This is a genomic window from Rhizobium sp. AB2/73 (assembly GCF_020871915.1).
Classification (GTDB): Bacteria; Pseudomonadota; Alphaproteobacteria; order Rhizobiales; family Rhizobiaceae; genus Rhizobium; species Rhizobium dioscoreae.
The window spans coordinates 574212-594919 of sequence record NZ_CP067074.1; the positions used below are offsets into that span (position 1 = coordinate 574212).

The 20708-nt window shown below is 56.0% G+C and carries 14 protein-coding genes and 5 pseudogenes; 9 read left to right on the forward strand and 10 right to left on the reverse strand.

Annotated elements, in window-relative coordinates:
- Positions 1-35: 35 nt before the first annotated feature.
- Both I8E17_RS33745 and I8E17_RS33750 read left to right on the forward strand, forming a co-directional pair.
- On the forward strand, positions 36-1478 hold the full coding sequence (locus I8E17_RS33745) for a CoA-acylating methylmalonate-semialdehyde dehydrogenase (protein ID WP_229002330.1): 1443 nt from the start codon (positions 36-38) through the stop codon (positions 1476-1478).
- 167 nt (positions 1479-1645) lie between these two features.
- A complete protein-coding gene (locus I8E17_RS33750; protein ID WP_209160063.1) occupies positions 1646-3121 on the forward strand; it encodes an APC family permease in 1476 nt (491 codons plus the stop codon).
- A gap of 639 nt (positions 3122-3760) precedes the next feature.
- Here the strand turns inward: I8E17_RS33750 and I8E17_RS33755 are convergent.
- Positions 3761-4061 (reverse strand): annotated as a pseudogene (locus I8E17_RS33755) (ATP-binding protein); the annotation flags it as partial.
- A gap of 137 nt (positions 4062-4198) precedes the next feature.
- Between I8E17_RS33755 and I8E17_RS33760 the strand changes: the two are divergent.
- Complete coding sequence (locus tag I8E17_RS33760; protein WP_219256745.1) at positions 4199-5416, forward strand: IS701 family transposase; 1218 nt, start codon at positions 4199-4201, stop codon at positions 5414-5416.
- A 191-nt stretch (positions 5417-5607) separates the two neighbouring features.
- Here the strand turns inward: I8E17_RS33760 and I8E17_RS33765 are convergent, their stop codons facing one another.
- Together I8E17_RS33765 and I8E17_RS33770 are read right to left on the reverse strand one after the other, a co-directional pair.
- Positions 5608-6693: a PAS domain-containing protein gene (locus I8E17_RS33765; protein ID WP_209160066.1), complete on the reverse strand. Its 1086-nt coding sequence runs from the start codon at positions 6691-6693 to the stop codon at positions 5608-5610.
- The gene (locus I8E17_RS33770; protein ID WP_209160067.1) at positions 6671-6973 is read right to left on the reverse strand and encodes a hypothetical protein; all 303 of its coding nucleotides are present in this window, start codon (positions 6971-6973) and stop codon (positions 6671-6673) included. The genes I8E17_RS33765 and I8E17_RS33770 overlap by 23 nt, the downstream gene beginning before the upstream one ends.
- Positions 6974-7939: 966 nt before the next feature.
- On the opposite strand from I8E17_RS33770, the pseudogene I8E17_RS33775 reads away from it, so the two are divergent.
- The 5 genes and pseudogenes from I8E17_RS33775 to I8E17_RS33795 all read left to right on the forward strand — a co-directional run.
- Positions 7940-9521, forward strand: a pseudogene (locus I8E17_RS33775) (PAS domain-containing methyl-accepting chemotaxis protein).
- A 52-nt stretch (positions 9522-9573) separates the two neighbouring features.
- Positions 9574-9906 carry a metalloregulator ArsR/SmtB family transcription factor gene (locus I8E17_RS33780; protein ID WP_209160068.1) on the forward strand — a complete coding sequence of 111 codons (333 nt, stop codon included), beginning with the start codon at positions 9574-9576 and terminating at the stop codon, positions 9904-9906.
- 78 nt (positions 9907-9984) lie between these two features.
- On the forward strand, positions 9985-10284 hold the full coding sequence (locus tag I8E17_RS33785; RefSeq protein ID WP_209160069.1) for a hypothetical protein: 300 nt from the start codon (positions 9985-9987) through the stop codon (positions 10282-10284).
- Between the two features lie 446 nt (positions 10285-10730).
- Positions 10731-10901 (forward strand): annotated as a pseudogene (locus I8E17_RS33790) (DNA polymerase Y family protein); the annotation flags it as partial.
- Positions 10898-13125: pseudogene (locus I8E17_RS33795) on the forward strand (PHP domain-containing protein); the annotation flags it as partial. The pseudogenes I8E17_RS33790 and I8E17_RS33795, both read left to right, overlap by 4 nt.
- Before the next feature lie 7 nt (positions 13126-13132).
- On the opposite strand, the pseudogene I8E17_RS33800 reads toward I8E17_RS33795, so the two are convergent.
- From I8E17_RS33800 to I8E17_RS33830, 7 genes and pseudogenes are all read right to left on the reverse strand, one after another.
- Positions 13133-13540: pseudogene (locus tag I8E17_RS33800) on the reverse strand (alcohol dehydrogenase catalytic domain-containing protein); the annotation flags it as partial.
- A 229-nt stretch (positions 13541-13769) separates the two neighbouring features.
- The gene (locus tag I8E17_RS33805) at positions 13770-14471 is read right to left on the reverse strand and encodes a hypothetical protein (RefSeq protein ID WP_209160070.1); all 702 of its coding nucleotides are present in this window, start codon (positions 14469-14471) and stop codon (positions 13770-13772) included.
- A 9-nt stretch (positions 14472-14480) separates the two neighbouring features.
- Positions 14481-15512, reverse strand: coding sequence for an LLM class flavin-dependent oxidoreductase (locus tag I8E17_RS33810; RefSeq protein ID WP_209160071.1), 1032 nt, complete (start codon positions 15510-15512; stop codon positions 14481-14483).
- Positions 15513-15621: 109 nt separating this feature from the next.
- A complete protein-coding gene (locus I8E17_RS33815) occupies positions 15622-16629 on the reverse strand; it encodes a nuclear transport factor 2 family protein (RefSeq protein ID WP_209160072.1) in 1008 nt (335 codons plus the stop codon).
- A gap of 15 nt (positions 16630-16644) precedes the next feature.
- Positions 16645-17136 (reverse strand): nuclear transport factor 2 family protein, encoded by a 492-nt coding sequence (locus I8E17_RS33820; RefSeq protein ID WP_209160073.1) that lies wholly within the window; start codon positions 17134-17136, stop codon positions 16645-16647.
- Positions 17137-17173: 37 nt separating this feature from the next.
- Positions 17174-18271, reverse strand: a complete 1098-nt coding sequence (locus tag I8E17_RS33825) for an alkene reductase (protein WP_209160074.1) — start codon at positions 18269-18271, stop codon at positions 17174-17176.
- A gap of 16 nt (positions 18272-18287) precedes the next feature.
- Positions 18288-19307 (reverse strand): TIGR03571 family LLM class oxidoreductase, encoded by a 1020-nt coding sequence (locus tag I8E17_RS33830; RefSeq protein WP_209160075.1) that lies wholly within the window; start codon positions 19305-19307, stop codon positions 18288-18290.
- Positions 19308-19401: 94 nt separating this feature from the next.
- On the opposite strand from I8E17_RS33830, the gene I8E17_RS33835 reads away from it, so the two are divergent.
- The gene (locus I8E17_RS33835) at positions 19402-20322 is read left to right on the forward strand and encodes a LysR family transcriptional regulator (RefSeq protein ID WP_209160076.1); all 921 of its coding nucleotides are present in this window, start codon (positions 19402-19404) and stop codon (positions 20320-20322) included.
- Positions 20323-20708: the final 386 nt, after the last annotated feature.

Below are 20708 nucleotides of genomic sequence, written 5' to 3' on the forward strand. Positions count from 1 at the left end.
GCAGATCTAGGCCAAGGGGACGAAGATTGTTTGATGTGATTGAAGAGCTGTCTGTTTCGGGATCCATCGTCAACGGAGCAGAAGACCGGACCGGTGTGCTCATCGATGTCGTATGCCCGGCTACGGGGCGAGCACATTCGAAGCTCAGCTTGGCAGGCGAGCCAACTGTCATTGCGGCGGTTGATGCGGCCAGAAAAGCCTTCCCGGCATGGGCCGCAGTTGCACCTGCCCAACGAGCACGATATCTTCTGCGGTTCCTGGAAATCCTCAACCGCGACAAGCAGGACTTGGCGGAGATCGTTACCCGCGAGCACGGCAAGCCTATCGCTGACGCACTGGGCTCGATCCAGCGTGGGATTGAGGTCGTTGAATTCGCCATAGGAGCGCCTCATCTGCTCAAGGGAGAAAACGCGGACCATGTTGCAACGGGCATTTCTACCCGCTCAGCACGAAAGCCGCTTGGTGTTTGCCTTGGTATTACGCCTTACAATTATCCGGTAATGATCCCTTTATGGATGTTTCCAATTTCCCTTGTTTGCGGCAACACCTTCATTCTCAAGCCGTCGGAGTCGGTACCCGGAGCAGCCAACCGCTTGGCTGAGATGTTGCACGAAGCTGGCGTTCCCGATGGGGTGTTCAATGTCGTGCAAGGCAATAAGACGGCCGCGGAGGCGTTGATCAAACATCGTGACATCGCTGCCGTCTCTTTCGTTGGCTCGACCGCTGCCGCAAGAGACGTTTACCGACTCGCTACGCACGAAGGCAAACGTGCGCAAGCCCTTGGAGGCGCTAAGAACCACGCTATCATCATGCCCGACGCGGATATGAGCCTCGTCGTTGATGCCACATTGAACGGCGCGTTCAATTCTGCAGGGCAGCGCTGCATGGCGATCGCCGTGGCGGTCTGCGTTGGCGACGCGTATGATCGCTATGTGCCTCTGCTCCTGGATCGTGCAAAGGCGCTCCAGGTATCGGCTGGCACCGATCCAAAATGCTTCGTGCCACCAATCTCGAACGCTCGTCAGTTCGGCCACGTATTGCAGCATATCGCACGGGCTGTTGAAGAAGGAGGAAGGCTTAGTCTCGACGGGCGCCGTGACGAGACGTCTGGCTATCTTGTAGGTCCAACCATCGTTGAAGACGTCAATACGTCCATGTCGATCTACCGTGAGGAAGTCTTCGGTCCTGTTCTGGCAGTCATGAAGGTGGAAAGCCTTGATGCAGCGATTACGCTGGCCAACGATCACGAACTAGCTAATGGTGCCGTGCTTTTCACGGCCTCAGGCTCCGATGCCGCGAAATTTGAACGCAACATCCTCTGCGGCATGCCGGGCGTGAACGTGCCTGTTCCATCACCGGTTGCCTATTTTTCTTTTGGCGGCAACAAGAAATCGTTCAATGGAGATCTCGCCATGCATGGGCCGGATTCAATCAATTTCTACACCCGCCGTCAGGTTCTGACTACGCGCTGGCCCTAAGTTCGCAATTCATCGAGCAACGGTTCACGGATCACTCATGAGCGGTTGATGAAACGTTTTCCGGGCTCGGCGGTCACACTGGGCAAGAATTTCAAGGGGAGGAGAGCGACGCCAATTTCGACGGTCACGGGTCCGTATGCCCGCAACTCCAAAAAAAAGAGGGAACTATGCAACACGAACATGCTATCTTGGATGCTCATGCGCCGGTGGGCTCTGGCAGATATGAGAAAACGCTCAAACTGACGGGCAATCTTGGGCCAATCGGTATCGCAATGATGGTGGTCGCAACCGCTGCGCCTTTGACAGTGATGGCTGGTGTTAGCCCATTGATTATAGCCTTCGGCAATGGCGCCTCAGCACCTGTGGACGTAATTCTTGTCGGCTTTGTGATGCTTTTGTTTTCAGTGGGCTTCGTTGAGATGTCGAAGTCGATTTCTAATGCTGGCGCATTCTATTCTTATATCCTTAAGGGCATGGGCCGCGTCGTCGGTGTGGGCGCTGCCTCATTGGCGGTTGTGTCCTACACGCTTATGCTGATTGCACTTGAGGCCTACATTGGTTTTGTTGCTTCAGAAGCAGTGATAACCTTCACAGGTGTGAACCTCCCGTGGTGGCTCTATACGATTGGGGTAGTGGCTATTGTAGGCGTCCTGGGATATCGGAATATCGAAGTGAGCTCCAAGGTTCTTGGAATCGCTCTTCTGCTCGAGATTGGCGTGATCCTCATCGCCAATGTCGTGATCTTCATGTCTGCTGGTGTAGCTGGTTTGGACACATCAGGTTTCAACACCACTACCTTTGTGTCGGGTTCGCCTGGGCTCGGCATACTGTTTGTCGTATGGGGCTTTGTCGGCTTCGAATCGACAGTGGTGTACCGTGAAGAGGCCGCGGATCCAGATCGTTCGATCCCAATTGCGACCTATCTGGCCGTGACCTTCATCACGCTCCTCTATTTTGTATCCTTTTGGGCAATAGTGACGGCGATCGGTGGGGATAAGGTGGTTCAGGTCGCAACCTACAATGCGGGAACCATGTACCTGGACATCGTCAGGAGTTACTTGGGTGACTTAGCGGAGGAAATAGCTCAGGTCCTTCTGGTTACCAGCCTTTTTGCGGTAGTTTTGTCGATACACAATATCATTGCACGCTATAAATACGTATTGGGCAGTTGCGGCGTACTGTTCGCGCAGCTCAGCCGAGTGCATGAGGAGCACGCCTCGCCTTACGTCGCATCGGCGGTTCAGACGTTTATTTCGCTGAGCATTCTTCTGGGGGCGGCGGTGTACGGTGCAGATCCTGTCACCCAGATCTATACCTGGGGCGCGGCTACGGGCACGCTTGGCTATCTGGTCCTCGTTGCGTTGACGTGCCTTTCCGTCTACCTATTTTTTCGCAGTAATCCTTCAACGAGCGGACACTTGAGGACGCAGGTTGCTCCGATCGTTTCGTTGATCGGTCTCGTCGGCTTCGTTCTCCTGGCACTTACCAATCTAGGAGCTTTAACGGGCAGCGAAGGTTGGGATGTCGTCAATATTATTATCCTTGCGACCCTCGTTGTGTCCTTTCTTGTCGGAGCGCTCGGAGCAGCCTTTATGATGGCGAAGGCTCCGTCGCGGTTCAACTCGATCATCGGCGCTGCGTGAGCAAATCGGCAGGAACTTCAGGAAATACAGGTCCTGCCGAACTATCTCAGATATCTATGCGCCCAGCCTTCGTGATCGGTACGCTCGCTTTAGGCAATAGAACGCCGGTCATCTTGGTCGTCGCGAATGAGGTGTCGTGGGCGTAAACGAAGCTTGTCGGACACTTCGGCTAGGCGGCCATGTAATGCCTGCGATGACTGTGGCACGACGACGCATTTCCTATAATTCCTGCCGCAATCGCCACTGCACGAACTGCCAATGCATACCTCGCAGGAAATGGGTCGCGGCACGCATCTCCGCTCTCTTGCGCTACAAATGGTCGCCGCCAATTGCAAGCGGTTAGGTGCCGAGATCCGTATCATCACCGTGCTTCACACCTTGGGGCCAGGAGATGACCCACCATCCCCATGTCCATTGCGTTATACCAGGAGACGGCCTCTAGGAGAGCTTCCCTTCTCCAATGCGCTTGCACATCTTGCCGACCCGGTCGCGTTTACCTGCCACCACGCGCACGCTCGTCGCAGCGAATGGGTCGTTTACGCCGAGCCATCATGCGGTCTTCATACGAATACATGAACTATCTCCTGTTAGTCCAAGTTTTCGTCCGCACCTCCGAAGTGCCGAAGTAGAATTCCCCATTTATGCCGATGTCGACGACATGGAGAGTCGAGGGTTTTTCGGCGGCTTGCCGCGTGGCTTTTGAGGAGGGGCAAATGCTCGAGGCGCGCCAAGGGCTTTGGACCGTATACTGGCATGAGTTCAGCTTGTTGCTGCAGCCGATAGCTGGACCCTTCGACCTGCACAACGACGGCATGATGCAACAATCTGTCGAGCCGCGCCGCGGCGGCGACGGGATTTACGTCAGGATCATTGCGCCGTGTTCATAGCGCGCGTTGACGAGTTGGAAGAATAGATTGTCGCCGCCGTCAACGACCGGCACTCGATCACACGTTCAGATGGACAAAAACTTCTTGCATAACGGGCGGCAACCACAGAAGTGCTAGCACTACTTTGGCAGATTAACCGACGGTTAACGATGATCGGCCATCTTTGGCCCCTCAAAAAGGGGTGCGGTGGATGGTGGAGCAGAATATTGCACTGGCGGATTGGCTGAAGCCGTTCGTTGAGAAGCTTGGTCACAAAAAGCGGCGGCAGATGTGCCCGGTATATGTTTCAGGCCTGATCGGACCGGGTGATCGCAAGAGTTTCGAGCCGATGGCGGAACGCCTTGCGCCCGATCACTACGACCGTCTGCATCATTTCATCTCGGATGGGATTTGGGACGCCAGTCCGCTTGAGACTGAACTGGCTGTGCAGGCGGACAGAATAGTCGGAGCTTCAGACGCCTTTCTGGTGGTCGACGATACGGGTCTACCGAAGAAGGGTGATCATTCGGTCGGGGTCGCTCCACAATATGCTTCGATGCTGGGCAAACGCGCTAATTGCCAGACGTTGGTATCGCTGACGTTAGCACACGATGAGGTTCCCGTTCCGGTTGGTTTGCGACTGTTCTTGCCGGAAAGCTGGACCAGTAACCAGGATCGGATGGTGAAGGCTGGCGTCCCCGAGGAGATGCGTATATCCCGCACCAAGCCGACGATCGCGCTCGACGAGATCGACAGGCTGATCGCGGCGGGGGTGCGGTTTGGCACCGTGCTCGCCGATGCCGGCTATGGTTTATCGGCCGCGTTTCGCCAGGGGCTCAGTGCACGCGGCCTCACATGGGCTGTCGGTATTCCTAAACATCAAACGGTCTATCCCCATGATGTCGCCCTGATTTTTCCGGTTTCCGGTCATGGCAGACCGCGCAAGCACTCGATCCCCGACACCCTGTCGATGGCAGCCGAAACGATCCTGGAAGCATCCTCCTGGAAGAAGGTCAGTTGGCGTCGCGGCACGAAAGGTCGCCTGACAGCGCGCTTTGCTGCGCTCCGCATTCGGATCGCTGATGGTAGTCCGCAACGTATCCTCGACAAGGGACAGCAGCATATGCCGGGCGAAGAGGCGTGGCTGGTGGGCGAATGGCGCTCGAACGGCGAGCGCAAATACTATCTCTCCAATCTGCCGGCCGAAGCAACGTTAAAGCAGCTGGCAGCTGCCATCAAAGCCCGATGGGTCTGCGAGCAGGCGCATCAACAAATGAAAGAAGAACTCGGCCTCGATCACTTCGAAGGCCGATCATGGCAAGGTCTGCATCGACACGCGCTGATGACAATGATCGCCTATGCCTTCCTGCAACATCAGCGCCTACACCAGGCCAAGCGGGAAAAAAACCAAGAGGCACGGCCCGCCTGAACCGACACTGTAAGCCATCCGACGCGCGGTCATAAACACCCTCCTGGCAGCGTCAGCCCCAGAACGATGTCCGCACTGCAGAATCCGCTTCAGACCGCCAAAATGCATTCTGCCAAAGTAGTGCTAGTCGGCAAATTGAAACCCAGGCTCCCACAATGATCGAGATGACGTGGCGTGAGGCGCGGCGATTGTCATAGATTTTTTGCGAAACGGAGGATGATCTCGCCGTCTTCTCCTACTGTGAAGGAAATACCCTTTTTAGCGAAGGCCGTCCGGACACAAACCCGCACATGGTCACGAACGGAGCTCTCCTCTTCTCTTTCAAGCCGGCGGATGGAGGAAACTGAGACCTTGGCATGGAAGGCCAGATCATCGATAGTCCAGTCGAGGAGCGCACGAGCCGCCCGGACATGCGCGGCCTCCAAGCTGGAAATGCGTACATCGCTATTGTTATCCGCCCCAAGCTGGTCCGGCGCCATTCCGACAAGTGCTCCAATCCACTCCCTTACAGTTGCGTCCTGATTGAGCATGGGTGCGGCACGAGCAAGAAACATCAAATATGCGCCCTCTCTGCACCGGACCCTGAAGTCGACAGCATAGGGATCGCGGGCGCCCACACACGATAACCATTGCTCGCGCGCGCCTTCCCTATCATCGGGATGTAGCGCATCGAGCCATCCCCACCCGCCGGACTCTGCCGGCGTTTGGCTTGTGAGTTCCTGCCACCCCCTTGAGAATGTGATCTCACCACTCGCTAAAGCCTTGAATTCAATTGAGGCCACGGCCGCGACCAAGGTCTTATATCGGTGCCACCCTTCCTCAACCGATTTGCGAGCCGCGTGCTGAACAGTCACGTCAGTCATGAGGCCGACGGCCCGCGATGGCCGGCCTTCCGCACCGATGATCACCTCTGCCTTGTACTGAAGCCACCGCACGGTCCGGTCAGGCCGAACAATCCTGAACTCGTCGTTTATGGGCTGGCCCGCGCGCAGGATCGCGTCTATATCATGCTGGGCTGCTCGATCCTCAGGATGAATCATCATAATCAAATCGTCCCAGCAAAGAGGCGTCAGACGGTCCGATCCAAGCAGGCGATAGAGGCCAGCGGACAGCGTCATACGGTTGGTTGCAAAATCCAGCATCCAGAAACCTATCTGGCCTCGTTCTTCTACCAGTCTGAGGAAATGGGTTGATGAGACGCCCGAAAAAGGACGTGCGGAATGCTGACCCTCGTCAGCACTAGCTGCGCTGTACTCAGCGGTTGAGGAAAGACGCATCAGCCTTGCCACTCTCACCGAAGATTTTGATTGCCCGTTGGTCGGACCCGCCGCAAGCTAAGGAGGCGCAGAACGCATCGGAACCCGAAGTGTCGGTACCGTCTGCATCAACGCGCAACCGGAGGCCCACGCTGAAACTTCCGGCTTTCTTATAGGCAAGCGGCATGCTGGTTGCCTTGGCTATGAGGCTCTCCTCCATCATTGCGAATTCGGAAACTCCTAGCGTGACGCGCGGTGCGTTAGAAATCTTGCGCGAATTGACTTCGCAGGCGGATAGCATAGTGCGATCTCCGTGAAGATTCGGTTCATCAATAACATATGTCAAGCGACACAAATACGCTATTTAATTAATTAAATTGTGATATTAAGATTTTTTGCGGCATCCGATACAAATACATACACCATAATTTCGCAAAATTTACATTCAATTCGCTTTTATTAAACCACATATTACTTTCATTTTGAAAATTTCACTCTAACCGGATTCACTCAGGAGCGAGGCGATCCGTCCCTCTCCCGTCAACACGCACTGTGCAAACGACGCAAGGGACGCGCCCGCAGCCGACATAGTGTTGACATCAGGAAACCGCCCAGCGATGGATTCCTGTCTCTCCGTCACAAACCGCATGACGCTTGCCTCGCCACGGACCTTTCATCAAAGAATCCGTAAGACGGGTGCTCTCTTTTTCACTAGCAGTTCGATCCCAATCATGACCTATGTGAAGGACTGGGCGCTGATATCGATTTGACCCGAATGGAGGCTGGATCCCGTCGAAGCATGGAGCGATGCGAATGTCGAGCACCAGCTGCGCACTATAGGGCTACGAGGGAGCCTAGCGGTGAACAGAAGACATCATACACGTCGCGTGGCATGGACCGCGAAAAAATGGCTTCAAATAGGCCGAGCAGTAGGGATGTCCGGTCGCCGGATGCTTCTCTTCGACGGTCCTGCCAGGTGTCACGGTCAAGCTTGGCGATCTTTCAGTATCTGTCGATCGTTGCGCCGAGTATCGTAATGCACCTGTCGTCGTCCAATAATTATTCGCATTCACGCGAACTGTATAAATCACTAATCAATGAAATAAAAGCGAACTAAGTACAATTATTACGAAATTGGCGCATTTTTATTTCAGTTAAATATATTACAACGATTTATAATCATACTAATCTAAAGCCATAGGTGACATTTCAGCATCTAGACCTGTCGTATACTCTGCATTATCGTGGACAAATGGTGAATCGGACAATGATACTGGACTATAGAGCGAACCCTGGGAGAATCCTCGACGCCCTTGGCAAGTCACAGGCGAATATCGAATTTGACAAGGGGGGCAGGAGTCTGAGCGCCAACGAGAGTTTCTGCCGAAAGCTCGGATATCGACAAAACGAAGTTATCGGTCAGCACAATTGCTTAGTTGTCGATCCGAGCGAGGTTTGGGCTCGGGAATACGGTGAATTTTTGGCGCGCCTCAACAGCGGCAAGTTCGATCAGCGGCAGTACAAACGCAATGGCAACGGGGGAAAGAAAGTTTGGATCGAAGCGTCCTACAATCCTGTGATGCGCGGCGGAAAGCCTTACAAGGTCGTCAAATTCGCAACTGATACTATACAAATCAAAATAAAGGCGGCTGAAGATACTGGAAAGCTGGCGGCCCTATCGCGATCCCAGGCTGTTATTGAATTTACACCAGAGGGGGACATTCTGACTGCGAATGAGAATTTTCTCACTTCACTGGGGTACACCATAAGGGAGATCGAGGGGCGCCACCGCTCGATGTTCTGTGACGCCCGCTACACACGCACGGATGACTATCGCCGGTCCTCGGAGAGACTTTGCGGCGGTGAGTTCATAGCTGAGGAATTCTTGCGCATAGGGAAGGGCGGCGCGAAAGTCTATATTGAGGCGTCTTACAATCCAATCTTCGACACAAACGGACGAGTGTTCAAAGTTGCGAAGTTCGCAACCAATTTTATGACACGTGTCGAAAATGTCCATGCGCTTGCTGCGGGCCTGAATGCCTTGGCATCGAGGGATTCTACAGCCGGATTGCAAAAGAGCTTCATCACGTCGCTGGAGCAATTGCGGACCGACTTCAACGCCACACTCGAGAAACTTCGAGCCGCGCTCGGCACGGTTTCACAGAATGCTCGCACGATCTCTGCAAATTCGAACGAGGCTTATGACGATCTTGCCAAGCGCACCGAACAGCAGGCCGCATCGATTGAGGAGACGGCCGCAGCGCTGGAGGAGACTATGGCGACCGGAATTGATTCTAGCCAGCGCGCCGAGGAAGCAGGCAGCTTGGTCGGCCGCACGAAAAAGAATGCCCAGCAATCTGGAGAGGTCGTCCGCAATGCCTTCGCGGCGATGGGCGAGATCGAACGGTCGTCACGCGAAATTACCAATATCATTGGTATTATCGATGACATTGCGTTCCAGACCAATTTGATTGCTCTAAACGCCGGGCTCGAAGCTGCTCGAACGGGGGATGCCGGTAAGGGGTTTGCGCTCGTCGCGCAGCAATTGCGCGAACTCGCTCAGCGTTCAGCCAAGGCTGCGAAAGAGATCAATATAGCTGTCAATGCGATCCCAAGGCACGCAGCAGAACGCTGCCATGGTGGAGGAGACCAATGCTGCCGATCACAATCTGGCGGTAGAGGCCCACGCACTGTTCAGCTTGATCAGCAAATTCAAGATTAGCACGTTTGTTGAGGTACGACAGGAAGTGACGTCACAATCTCAGTCGACGCAGCCGACCAGCGCCGCAAACATTGTGCGCGGTCGGACAGCCTTGGCGCACAAGCAAGATTGTTGGGAAGACTTCTGAACCTTGTTGCTGGCAACCTTCATCGGGTGACGATTGCAGATCGGAGCATGAAATGGGGCGTGACGACGTTTTCAATTTTTCAGAGGATGCCGTCCTACTGAGCGCGATGGCGAACAAAAGACGTCTGCAGGTGCTCGTGCTGCTACAGGAAGCGGAGCGATCCGTCAACGAGCTCGCTACAGCAGTCGGCATCAGTCAATCGGCACTGTCACAGCATCTTGGCAAGCTACGTAAACACAATCTGGTTTCGACAAGGCGTGACGGGCAAACCATTTACTATCGTTCAAACGATGAACGCGTTCTGAGAATCTTGCACACTCTGGCAGCGCTTGGCATGGCAAGGGAGGAGTATGCCAAGAGCATCGGTCAGTTGGACGCCTATTAGAGACCGCCGCTTTACACAAACTTTCGCGACCGCAATCAATTTGCGTATAAGGACAATGTTCAGATGTGTCGAGTCCCCATGACCGTGTTGGCGAACGAGACACGATTTCAACGCCGCATGATTTTGCCAATCGCCTCGATCATTGCCGGACTTATCCTGACGATGGTCGTCACTGTGTTGTATCTTGCCGAGCATCAGACCCGCGACGCCATCCAGCACCAGATAGCCCTTGCGGCAGGCGCGCTGGCAGTTCAGCGTGAGAACTGGAACAGGTCACCGACGATTCTGCGCCTATTGGGACGACGCTTCTGTCCGTCTTGCTGTAGCTCCAGACGAAGCCTGGACCGACCAAAACATATCACTGCCCGTATTGAATAAATATGTGTTGATTATGGGATGGCCCGCCCTTCCGAGAAAATCGAGTATGATGTCTCGTCATTGAAGGAAGAGGAGCCAGATCATGACGATTTCGATACTTGGCATCGACATATGAAAGAACAGCTGTAGCGTTGTCGGAGTTAATGACAAAGGTGCGGTGATTGTCCGCCGAACGATGCGACGTCAGACGCTGATTGAGTTTGTCGGCAAGATGCCGACTTGCATCATTGTTTGCGAGAAGGAATACAGATGGCCTGACAGTCAATCGGCGTTCAGAAAGCCCAGGCGTGGAAATGGTTCTTGAAACAGTGTTGGTTATCGTGGCTCTGGACCTGCGGATATCCATCTTGGCTACGGCGTGACCGTAAGACCGAATACGTTGAAGCAGACTGAACAGGGAATCTAAAAAACGACTTGCAAACAGGGCGGGCCATACGTTCCACACGGAACGTATTTTTGGCGAGTGGTGGCAGCGCGACGCCGACATGGAGACCGTACGCAACTACTTTGTCATCGAGGATGAGGCAGGCGAGCGCCTCTGGGTTTTTCGCTCCGGCGACGGTGTTGATCCTGAGATCGGCTCGCATCGCTGGTTCTGCCATGGGATTTTCGCATGAGCTACGCCGAGCTCCAGGTCACGACACATTTTTCCTTCCTGCGCGGTGCATCCTCGGCACAGGAACTGTTCGAGACCGCAAAAGCTCTGGGTGTACAGGCGCTTGGCATCGTCGATCGCAACTCACTGGCCGGGATCGTCCGCGCGCTCGAAGCCTCCCGCGCGACGGGTGTCCGGCTGGTGGTCGGCTGCCTCCTCGATCTGGCTGATGGTATGTCGTTGCTCGTTTATCCGATGGATCGTCCTGCCTATTCGCGCCTGACCCGGCTGATCACGCTCGGCAAGTCGCGCGGCGGCAAGAACAACTGCATACTGCACTGGGACGACGTTGTGGCGTACTCGGAGGGCGTGATCGGTATTCTCGTGCCGGACCTTCCGGACGATACTTGCGCGGTGCAGCTGCGCAAGATGGCGGACGCTACCGGGCCAAGGGTGCAACACGCGATGTCGGCAAGGCGCTTGGCCTGCCTGAAGATGTCATCAAGGCGCTATCTTCAGGTATGTGGTCCTGGTCGGAGGAGGTGCCCGACAGGAACATCCGCGAGCTCAATCTCAATCCTGACGACCGGCGCTTAGCGCTCACCCTCAAACTCGCGCAGCAGTTGATGGGAGCGCCGCGTCATCTTGGCCAACATCCCGGCGGCTTTGTCCTCACCCACGATAGGCTTGATGACCTCGTGCCGATCGAACCGGCGACGATGAAAGACCGGCAGATCATCTAGTGGGACAAGGACGATGTCGAGGCTCTGAAGTTCATGAAGGTGGATGTGCTGGCGTTCGGCATGCTCACCTGCATGGCAAAAGCCTTCGATCTGATCCGCGAACACAAGGGCGAGGATCTTGATCTCTCGAAAATCGAGCAGGAAGATGCCGCGACATACGCCATGATCCGCAAGGCTGACACGCTCGGCACATTCCAGATCGAAAGCCGCGCGCAGATGGCGATGCTGCCGCGCCTGAAGCCACGCACCTTCTATGATCTCGTCGTGCAGGTGGCGATCGTCCGGCCCGGTCCGATCCAAGGTGATATGGTGCACCCCTATCTTCGTCGCCGTGAAGGCAAGGAGCCTGTTGAGTATCCGACGCCCGAGCTGGAGGCGGTGCTTGGTAAGACGCTGGGCGTGCCGCTGTTTCAGGAGAGCGCCATGCGCGTCGCTATGGTCTGTGCCGGTTTTACCGGCGGCGAGGCCGACCAACTGCGTAAATCCATGGCCACCTTCAAGTTCACGGGCGGCGTGTCACGCTTCAAGGACAAGCTCGTCTCTGGCATGGTGAAGAACGGTTACTCGCCGGAATTTGCTGAAAAGACTTTTTCCCAGCTTGAAGGTTTTGGCTCCTACGGCTTTCCGGAAAGCCACGCCGCCTCCTTTGCCCTGATCGCCTACGCCTCGAACTATATCAAGTGCCATTATCACGATGTCTTTTGCGCAGCGCTTTTGAACAGCCAGCCGATGGGCTTTTATGCTCCAGCCCAGATCGTCGGCGATGCGATCAAACACGGCGTTGAGGTGCGGCCGGTCTGCGTCAACCGCTCGCGCTGGGACTGCACGCTGGAAAGGATCGGAAGTACCGATCGTCATGCGGTCCGGCGTGGGTTTCGGCAGGTGAGAGGACTGGCCGTCGCAGACGCAGCGCGGATCGTGACGGCTCGAATGAACAGTCCTTTCGCGTCGGTGGACGACATATGGCGCCGGTCCCGCGTACCGACGGAAGCGCTGGTTCAGCTGGCGGAGGCCGATGCGTTCCTACCATCGCTCGAACTCGAACGACGCGATGCCCTCTGGGCCATCAAGGCGCTGCGCGACGAACCATTGCCCTTGTTTGCGGCCGCAGCCGAACGGGAGATGGCTGCGGTCGCCGAGCAGCAGGAGCCGGAGGTTGCCCTTCGGCAGATGACGGACGGGCACAACGTCATCGAGGATTACAGCCATACGGGCTTGACGCTACGGCAGCATCCGGTTGCGTTCCTGCGCAGGGACCTGTCGGCACGCAACATCATCCCCTGTGCCGAGGCGATGAATGCTCGGGATGGGCGATGGGTTTATACTGCAGGTCTGGTGTTGTTGCGGCAAAAGCCTGGATCGGCCAAGGGTGTTATGTTCATCACCATCGAGGACGAGACTGGACCGGCCAACATCGTCGTCTGGCCGTCACTGTTCGAGAAGCGTCGGCGGGTCGTTCTTGGTGCTTCGATGATGGCGATCAACGGCCGCATCCAGCGGGAACAAAGAATGCTTCCCATGCTGTCAGGGTCGTCAGTGGGAGAGCCGCTGCATCGGCCCAACCGAGACTGGACGGCTTGCGACCAACAATTCGTTCGTCGACCAGATGGAACTCGGCGTTCGCGCTTGGTCGAGTGATGGAACCGGCGTACCAGACTTCATCGCCGATGCTGAAGTTTTCGACGTCTTCGCCGACCGCAGTCACTGTGCCCGCTGCATCCCAACCTACGACTTTCCACTCTTCCCCATCTGCCGGAGCGGTGCTTTGTCGAACCTTGTAGTCTACTGGATTGACGGAAACTGCTTTCACCTCGACAAGGATATCTCGCCCCGACGGTGACGGCTTCGGGAGCTGGATGTCCACGAGTGCATTCGGCGAATTGACCGGAGAGGGTGTTTTGTAGCCGACGGCTTTCATCATGATCCTTTCAATAAAACAACATTTCGGATGAGAAGCGCTTGGGCGCCACTATTCGATTTCAACGCGCACCTGTCATGACATCGACTATTTTTTCTCCGAAGTATTGAGGTAATAACATCCATTATAGCCGTTCCTTCGGGTGGTGAACGAGTTGTACTCTTCGCTTTGCTTGAGATAACGAACCTGGCGTATATTCGCCTAAGCAGCAGTTGCGCCCCGACCGAACTCAGGAATTTAAAACCGTCCATTTCTCGATGTCAGGCAACTCCGAACCAACGTCATCTCTTACGTTAACGTGCAAGACGTTGACGGTAGCAGCGCCTTCCTTGCTGTAGGTGATGACGGCGTCGTATTGCCGACTGCCTTCTGGTGCCACGGTACTCACGGTCAATTGACGAACATCGTTCCCGAACTGGGCCCGAAAGCAGTTCTCCGAGGTCGGCACACTTCCAAGTTCCGCATGAACCAAAGCTGCAACGCGATTACTGGCCCATGATGTTTCGTACTCCGTCCGGGTGTTGGGCAGGATCGGCGTTTTGTCCAACGCGGTGAACCTGGCACCACCGGGCACGAACTCGATGCGCGTTTCGTAACTGATGATGGAACCGTGTACGTCTTCATCGCCCTTGGCCTGGTAGGCGACGACCATGGAAAGGAGACCGTCGCCATTCTCCGCGGTCGCATAGCTGGAGTGCAAAATGTGGTGCGAGCTGATTTCATCGGGCACGGCTGCAAACCATGCGACGAGGCTTGCGTGGTCATTTGCGAACTGATGGCTGCCGCGACGTCCGGAAAGACGCACTTGCGGGTGGAATATGGTCAGATGCGTTTCAAGATTGCCACCCGGTGCTTCCAGAAATGCGAACCATCGATGAGCAAGATGAAGCGCTATATGACGGCGCTTAGCCATCGTATTTTCAACAGTCATTTCTCTTCCTTAGGCGAATTTTACGGATGCCGGTTCGGCAGGTTCAGCGCTCATAGCGGCAACGATGGCATCCACGGCCTCTAGGCGCGCCTGTTCACCCGGCATCATAAGGTTGATCATCACTTCATCGGTACCGTAGGCATCAGCGAGCGCGCGAAGCTGGGCGACGACCTGCGGTCCCGTTCCGGAAATAAGCCTGCCCTGATTTTGCTGGCGGACAGCAAGCTCATGCGGTTCCCAATGGTGATTTCGGGTCGTTGCCAGTGACGGAACCCGCTCGAACGGGTTCATGCTTTCTGCATGCGACAACCAGAGGTGAAATGCGTCCGCATACGTTTGGGCTTCCTCTTCGGTCTCACCGACACTGACGAAGATCGCCACCACGACGTCAGGCGTTTCGGAGAAGCCTGAAGGACGGAAGGCGGCACGATAAGCCTTGGCCGCATTCGGGCCACGAGATGTGGGGTTGATGAAGTGGGCAAAGGTGAACCCCAACCCCATCTGAGCTGCAAACTCCGCCGTCGAGCCTGATGCTCCCAGTACGAATGGCTGCGGCCTCCCGGCGGTCAAAGGATGGGCTTGCATTCCAGCGTAGCGGGAACCGGGCAGGTGGTCGCCCGTGATGAAGCCCATCAGATCGGAAACCTTCTGCGGATAGGGGAGCGCCTCGCGTTTCTCGTCATTGAGCGCTGAGGTGGTGCGCTGGTGGGCGCCCGGTGCGCGGCCGAAGCCGAGATCGATACGGTTCGGGAACATTGCTTCGAGCAGTTGATAGTTTTCTGCAAGCTTGAGGCTGCTGTAATTGGGAATGAGGACGCCGCCAGAACCGACGCGAATGCGGCTGGTGGCGGATGCAATGCGCCCCATCAGGATTTCCGGCGAGTTGCTGGCTGTTGCGGGCATGCCATGGTGTTCCGAAACCCAATAGCGCTTGAAACCCTTTTCTTCCACATGTTGTGCGAGGCGTACGGTCGCTGCCAGAGCGTCGCTTGGTTGAAGGCCTTCATCGACGGGTGAATAGTCCAGAATGCTCAATCGCATGAGAATGTCCTCATTCGTTTCTTGTGATGGGGTGGCAGACAATGTGGGACCGTCCGATTGATGTTCCAAAAGGATCCGTTCCGGCTTGTCCAAGACCCGTGTTACGCGTTTATTCCGTTCGGTCGCCCTCTCCGGACATCGTCACAGCCAGAAGCCGATCAAGGTCGACATCCTTTGCGTTGAACCATCCGGGGCGGTATTCGAACCAGCTGATCTGCCACAGCGCCCCGTGTCGTCTCAGGCGCAGAGGATAGTAGGCACCGAACGTACCGGGCTCGAGGTTAGACTGGGGAATGGATCGACCAACGATCATGGCGGCCTCATCGCCATCGACGGCGCTGGCCAGCACCTGGCCGTAATGCTGCATCCAAGGCCATGCCCGTCGAAAGTCCTTCTGCACACCGACAATGGCGTGCCTGCCGGACAGCGGTCCCATCGGAGTAAACACGCCGGCTGCATCCTCGGTGTAGCTTCCGGTCAGCAATCCGATATCCGCCTGGTCGATGCCCCAGCTATAACGAGCATACGTATCTTCGACTTCCTGCTTTACGTCCGGTCGCAGAAGATTGTCGGGATAGACGTGCCATGGTGCATCGACCTCACTGACGATCACATGAAGTGGATCGCCGATCGTCCAGATTCTTTCGTGAGCCGGGAATCTCCAGGTCGGACGTAGTTCCTTGTCGCCTTCGACCCAGGAGATCTGCACCTTCAGTGCGGACACCATCCACGGGTCCTCTGCCTTACCCCGTCTGAGGTCGATGATAAACACGACACCGAACGACAGTTGGCTGTTCCCGACGATCCGGCACGCGAGGTAGCCGCTGCCGCGCGCTTCTGTCATCGTGCCGCCGAGATACAGATTGCTCGACGAAAGCTCGAAGTTCTGCCCTTCAGGGATTGGACCAAACATGCCAGCAAGTTCGGAACGACCGGAAAGTGTCCCTTGATGGCTTGTTTGCGCCCTGACATTCTCGACAGTCAGCGTATTGAGCGCCTCAACGTTGCCAGACTGCAGCGCGGAGAGGACGTTGCTGATTTCCGATAGGCCCGCCCGATGAGCCGTAGCGGCTTCAGTTGCAAGTTCGGTTGAGACAGGGGACGATGTCACGTTCATTTTTTCCCTCCGCAATTACGATGGAAACGTCATGCCGTTGCCCGGCTGACCACGGCCTTCGCCACCCGCGCGCTGAGGCCAGACGGTTTCCAGCTGTGATCGGCTGATGCGCCATTGGCCACCGACGCGGCGGTACTGATCGGAATAAAGCCCGAGGAGCAGGAGAGGGTTGGGATCGGGCTTCGAAGCGGTTTCGAAGTCGATAAGATAGCAACGGCCTTCTGCCGTATCCGGACCTGTGATCCTGACCCAGTGATTGGTGACCGCATGAAGGAAAGGATAGTTGCCCTTGCCATCGCGATCGAACAGGGTCACTGCCTCGCCCAGACCCTTCTCGATCTCTTCGATGCCGCGCATGCTGCCGACTGTCACGCTGACGACGGCATCTTCTGTGAAGATGTCTGCAAGCCTTTCGGTGTGGGCGCCGTCCAGATAGTGGCTGTAAAGGACGCGAAGGTTGCGGATTTCCTCAATGTCGAAGAGGTTTTGAATTCGTTCGTCGGTCATGATCATATCTCCATGGTTTTGATGCGCGGCGCGCGGCTCAGGCTTGATAATTCGGATAGTCGGTGTAACCACGGGCGCCGTGCTGGCCGTAGAAAGTCTCACGATCAACATCAGCCAGCGGCCAGCCGTTCTTCAGGCGCTCGATGAGATCAGGGTTGGAGATGAATGGTCGTCCCATCCCGATCAGGGAGAGATGACCTTTCTGAAGGGCCTCTTCGCCGGTCTTGAGGTCGAAGCCGCCGGCGGCGATCAGGGTGCCCTTGTAAAGCCTGCAGAAGTTTTCGGCGAAGTCGGCAGGGATGCCGTCCATTCCCATGGTGATCTGATCGCTCAGGTGGACATAGGCGAGCTTGCGTTCATTGAGTTCGCGGGAGACTTCAAGCCAGGTCTGCGCCTCGTCTGCGTATGGACGCATGTCGTTGAGGCGACCGAACGGGGATATCCGCACGCCCGTGCGATTGCTGCCGATTGCGGCGGAAACCGCATCGACGGTCTCCAGCAGAAAACGGAGGCGGTTCTCAATCGATCCGCCATAACGGTCGGTCCGGTCGTTGACCGAGCCGTTGATGAACTGTTCGAAGATGTACCCGTTCGCGCCATGGATTTCGATCCCGTCGAAGCCCGCCTCTATGGCTTTTTGGGCGGCTTTCACGAAGTCCTGCGTAATCCTTGCGACTTCATCCGTCTCCAGTGCACGTGGCGCGCTGGTCGGGACGTTCTGCGGCTTGCCGTCATCGCCATAAGCATATGCGTTGCTGTTTTCTGCGCGCTTGGCTGTCGACGATACCGGCGCTGCGCCGTCCGGCTGAAGAGACGTGTGAGATACGCGGCCGACATGCCAGAGCTGGGCGAAAATCTTGCCGCCCTTGGCATGCACACCATCCGTGACCTTGCGCCATCCTTCGACCTGCGCTTCCGTGTAGAGGCTGGGATTGAACAGATATCCCTGTCCTTCACGCGAGATAGGTGCACCTTCGGTGATGATAAGTCCCGCGCCTGCGCGCTGAGAATAATAGAGCGCCGTCAGGTCGTCCGGAACGTTGTCGATTGCACGGGCACGGGTCATCGGGGCCATGACAATCCGGTTGGAAAGCGTGATGCCAGCGAGATCGTAGGGTTCGAAAATCTTGGTCATAGGAAATCCTTGGTGTTCAGGAAGCTTCGGATAAGATTGGCGGGAAGGACGGGATGACGTTTTCCGCGAGGTCAGCCAGCAACTCGTCATAGGGACGACGGCTGATCTTCGGGTTGAGCGCGGCGTGGCTGACGCCAGCGAGCCGTGCCGCTTCTAGAAATTCCGCCAGAGCGATTGATCCCGTCCTAAAGCCTGCGCGGATACGCTCAAGGGGATGATTGCGGTCTTCGACGAGATCGAGATATCCGGCGATGCCGATCGGCTTGAAGGTGTTTTCGCCATTGATGGAGCGGACGAGCTTTGCCCATTCGCCTGCAAACACGCCCAAATTCTCAACTGCGGGCGAGGGCGCGATAAAGCCGTCCATATTTTCGGCGATCCACTCGATCGATTGCTGTCCACGCCCAATCGCAATTGACGGGGTGCGGTCGAAGGGCGGCTTGGGGAGCAGATCGACGTGACCGTGAGAATTGCCAAAGCGCGGCGACATGAAGGCCGGAAAGTCCTGATCGGTGACAGTGCGGTAGACGTTGTACGCATCTCGAAAGCGATCTCCCCGTGTGTCGAAATCGATGTCAAACAGAGGATATTCGGCTGGTCGATCGCCTGACGACAAACCGAGGATCATGCGGCCGCCGGAAAGATGGTCGAGGGATGTCACCTGTTTGGCGAGGATTTTCGGTTCGCGCAACGGAAGGACGATGCCTGCGGTTCCGAGCGAGATAGACTTTGTCGCAGCTGAAAGCGTTGCGATATAGATCAATGGTTCGAAGACCTGTCCGGTATCGCCATAGCTTGGATCGAAAAATGGTACGTCGCGCATCCACAACGCACCTATCCCGCTCTCCTCTGCAAGTTGAGCCATCCGGATATGATGGCGCATGGTTGGTGCAGGTGTATCAGGATGCGTTTCTAGCGGCAGGATCAGGCCGACCGTAAGGTGGTCCTTCGCAAATAGGCGCCTGTTGCCGGGGTGCTGTATTGGAGCGGAGAAAATGGTGCCGCTTGAGCCTTCCGGTTTCCACTGAAGTGTCATGAATTGAAATCCTTCGTTTGCAATCTAAAATAATGATTGCGAATTCGAAGATAATCCCCTTCAAGTTCCATTCATTTCGTCCTATGATTCCGGAATGGCATATGAAAATAGATTTGATGGCATACAGGAATTTGCGGAAACTGTACGGACAGGGAGCTTCACTGCGGCTGCGGTGACATTGGGCGTCACGGCTTCGGCCGTGGGGAAAAGTGTCTCAAGGCTCGAGGCGCGGCTTGGTACGAAACTTCTGCATCGAACGACGAGAAGTTTGAGCCTGACGAGCGAGGGAGAAGCTTTCCTAGCCTCGTGCACGAACATTCTCGAAGAACTCGAAAGCGCGGAAGGGACACTAACGGCCGGGGCGAGTGTTCCCGTTGGTCGTCTACGGATCGATCTGCCGGGCGCGTTTGGTCGGCGACACGTCATGCCGGTCCTGCTCGACTTGGCGATGCGTCATCCCAAGCTTGATCTGTCAGTCATGTTTTCGGAGCGAACGGTCGATATTTTTGCGGAAGCGACCGATCTCGCGGTGCGAATTGGCGAGCTGAAACAAGACGTCGGTCTGTCAGCAAGGCGCCTGGGTACACAACGGCTGATGATTTGTGCAGCGCCCCAATATCTGGCAGAGCACGGGATACCGCGTGATCCCGCTGAGCTACTGCAAAGAGACTGCGTCGTTGGCTGGCGTCGAGAAGGACGAGCGACCTGGTTGCTCAAGCACGAAGGCGGCCCCGCCTTTTCTCAGGAGGCAAGAATCCGACATGAGTTTAGCGATGGCGACGCGATGCTGGACGCCGTTTTAGGAAGCGCCGGCCTTTCCCAGCTTCCGTCATGGCTTATCAGCGAACACATCGCGACTGGCGCGTTGGTTCCCGTGCTTGAAGAGTACGCGGGTGCGGAAATGCCAATCCACGCCGTCTGGCCCCAATCCCGTTATATGAAACCAAAGCTTAGGGTGGTTATCGATGCGTTGGTGGAGGCAGCCACTGATGGACGCTCAGGCTTTCATCCTTAGCCGTGCGGTCTGGCAACGGCTGCTGAGCGATTACGGCAGCAAAATCTTGAGCAAGCCAATACCGCATGATGTCACTCTTCCTGGCTATAGTGCCAAGCATAATTATGCATCGCATAATTGCAGACAGTCAGAATCTCCTTCGCGCCGGTGTGAGGTTTATATCTGTTCAACCCGCACGTGGGCACTAAATTTTGGGTCAATCCGTTGCATTCGAAACTCCAACGCGGCGGTATAGTTGGCTTAAGCGCCACGGGTCGAGGTCTTTCTGTCGACCAACGCCGTGACGGGCCAGTCAGAAGTACAGCAATCACGAATTAGGGGGTCCTGTCCCTAGCTAGCTCCCACGTCAATTTTGACTGCGAATTCAACCAGGATCTGCGCCGCAT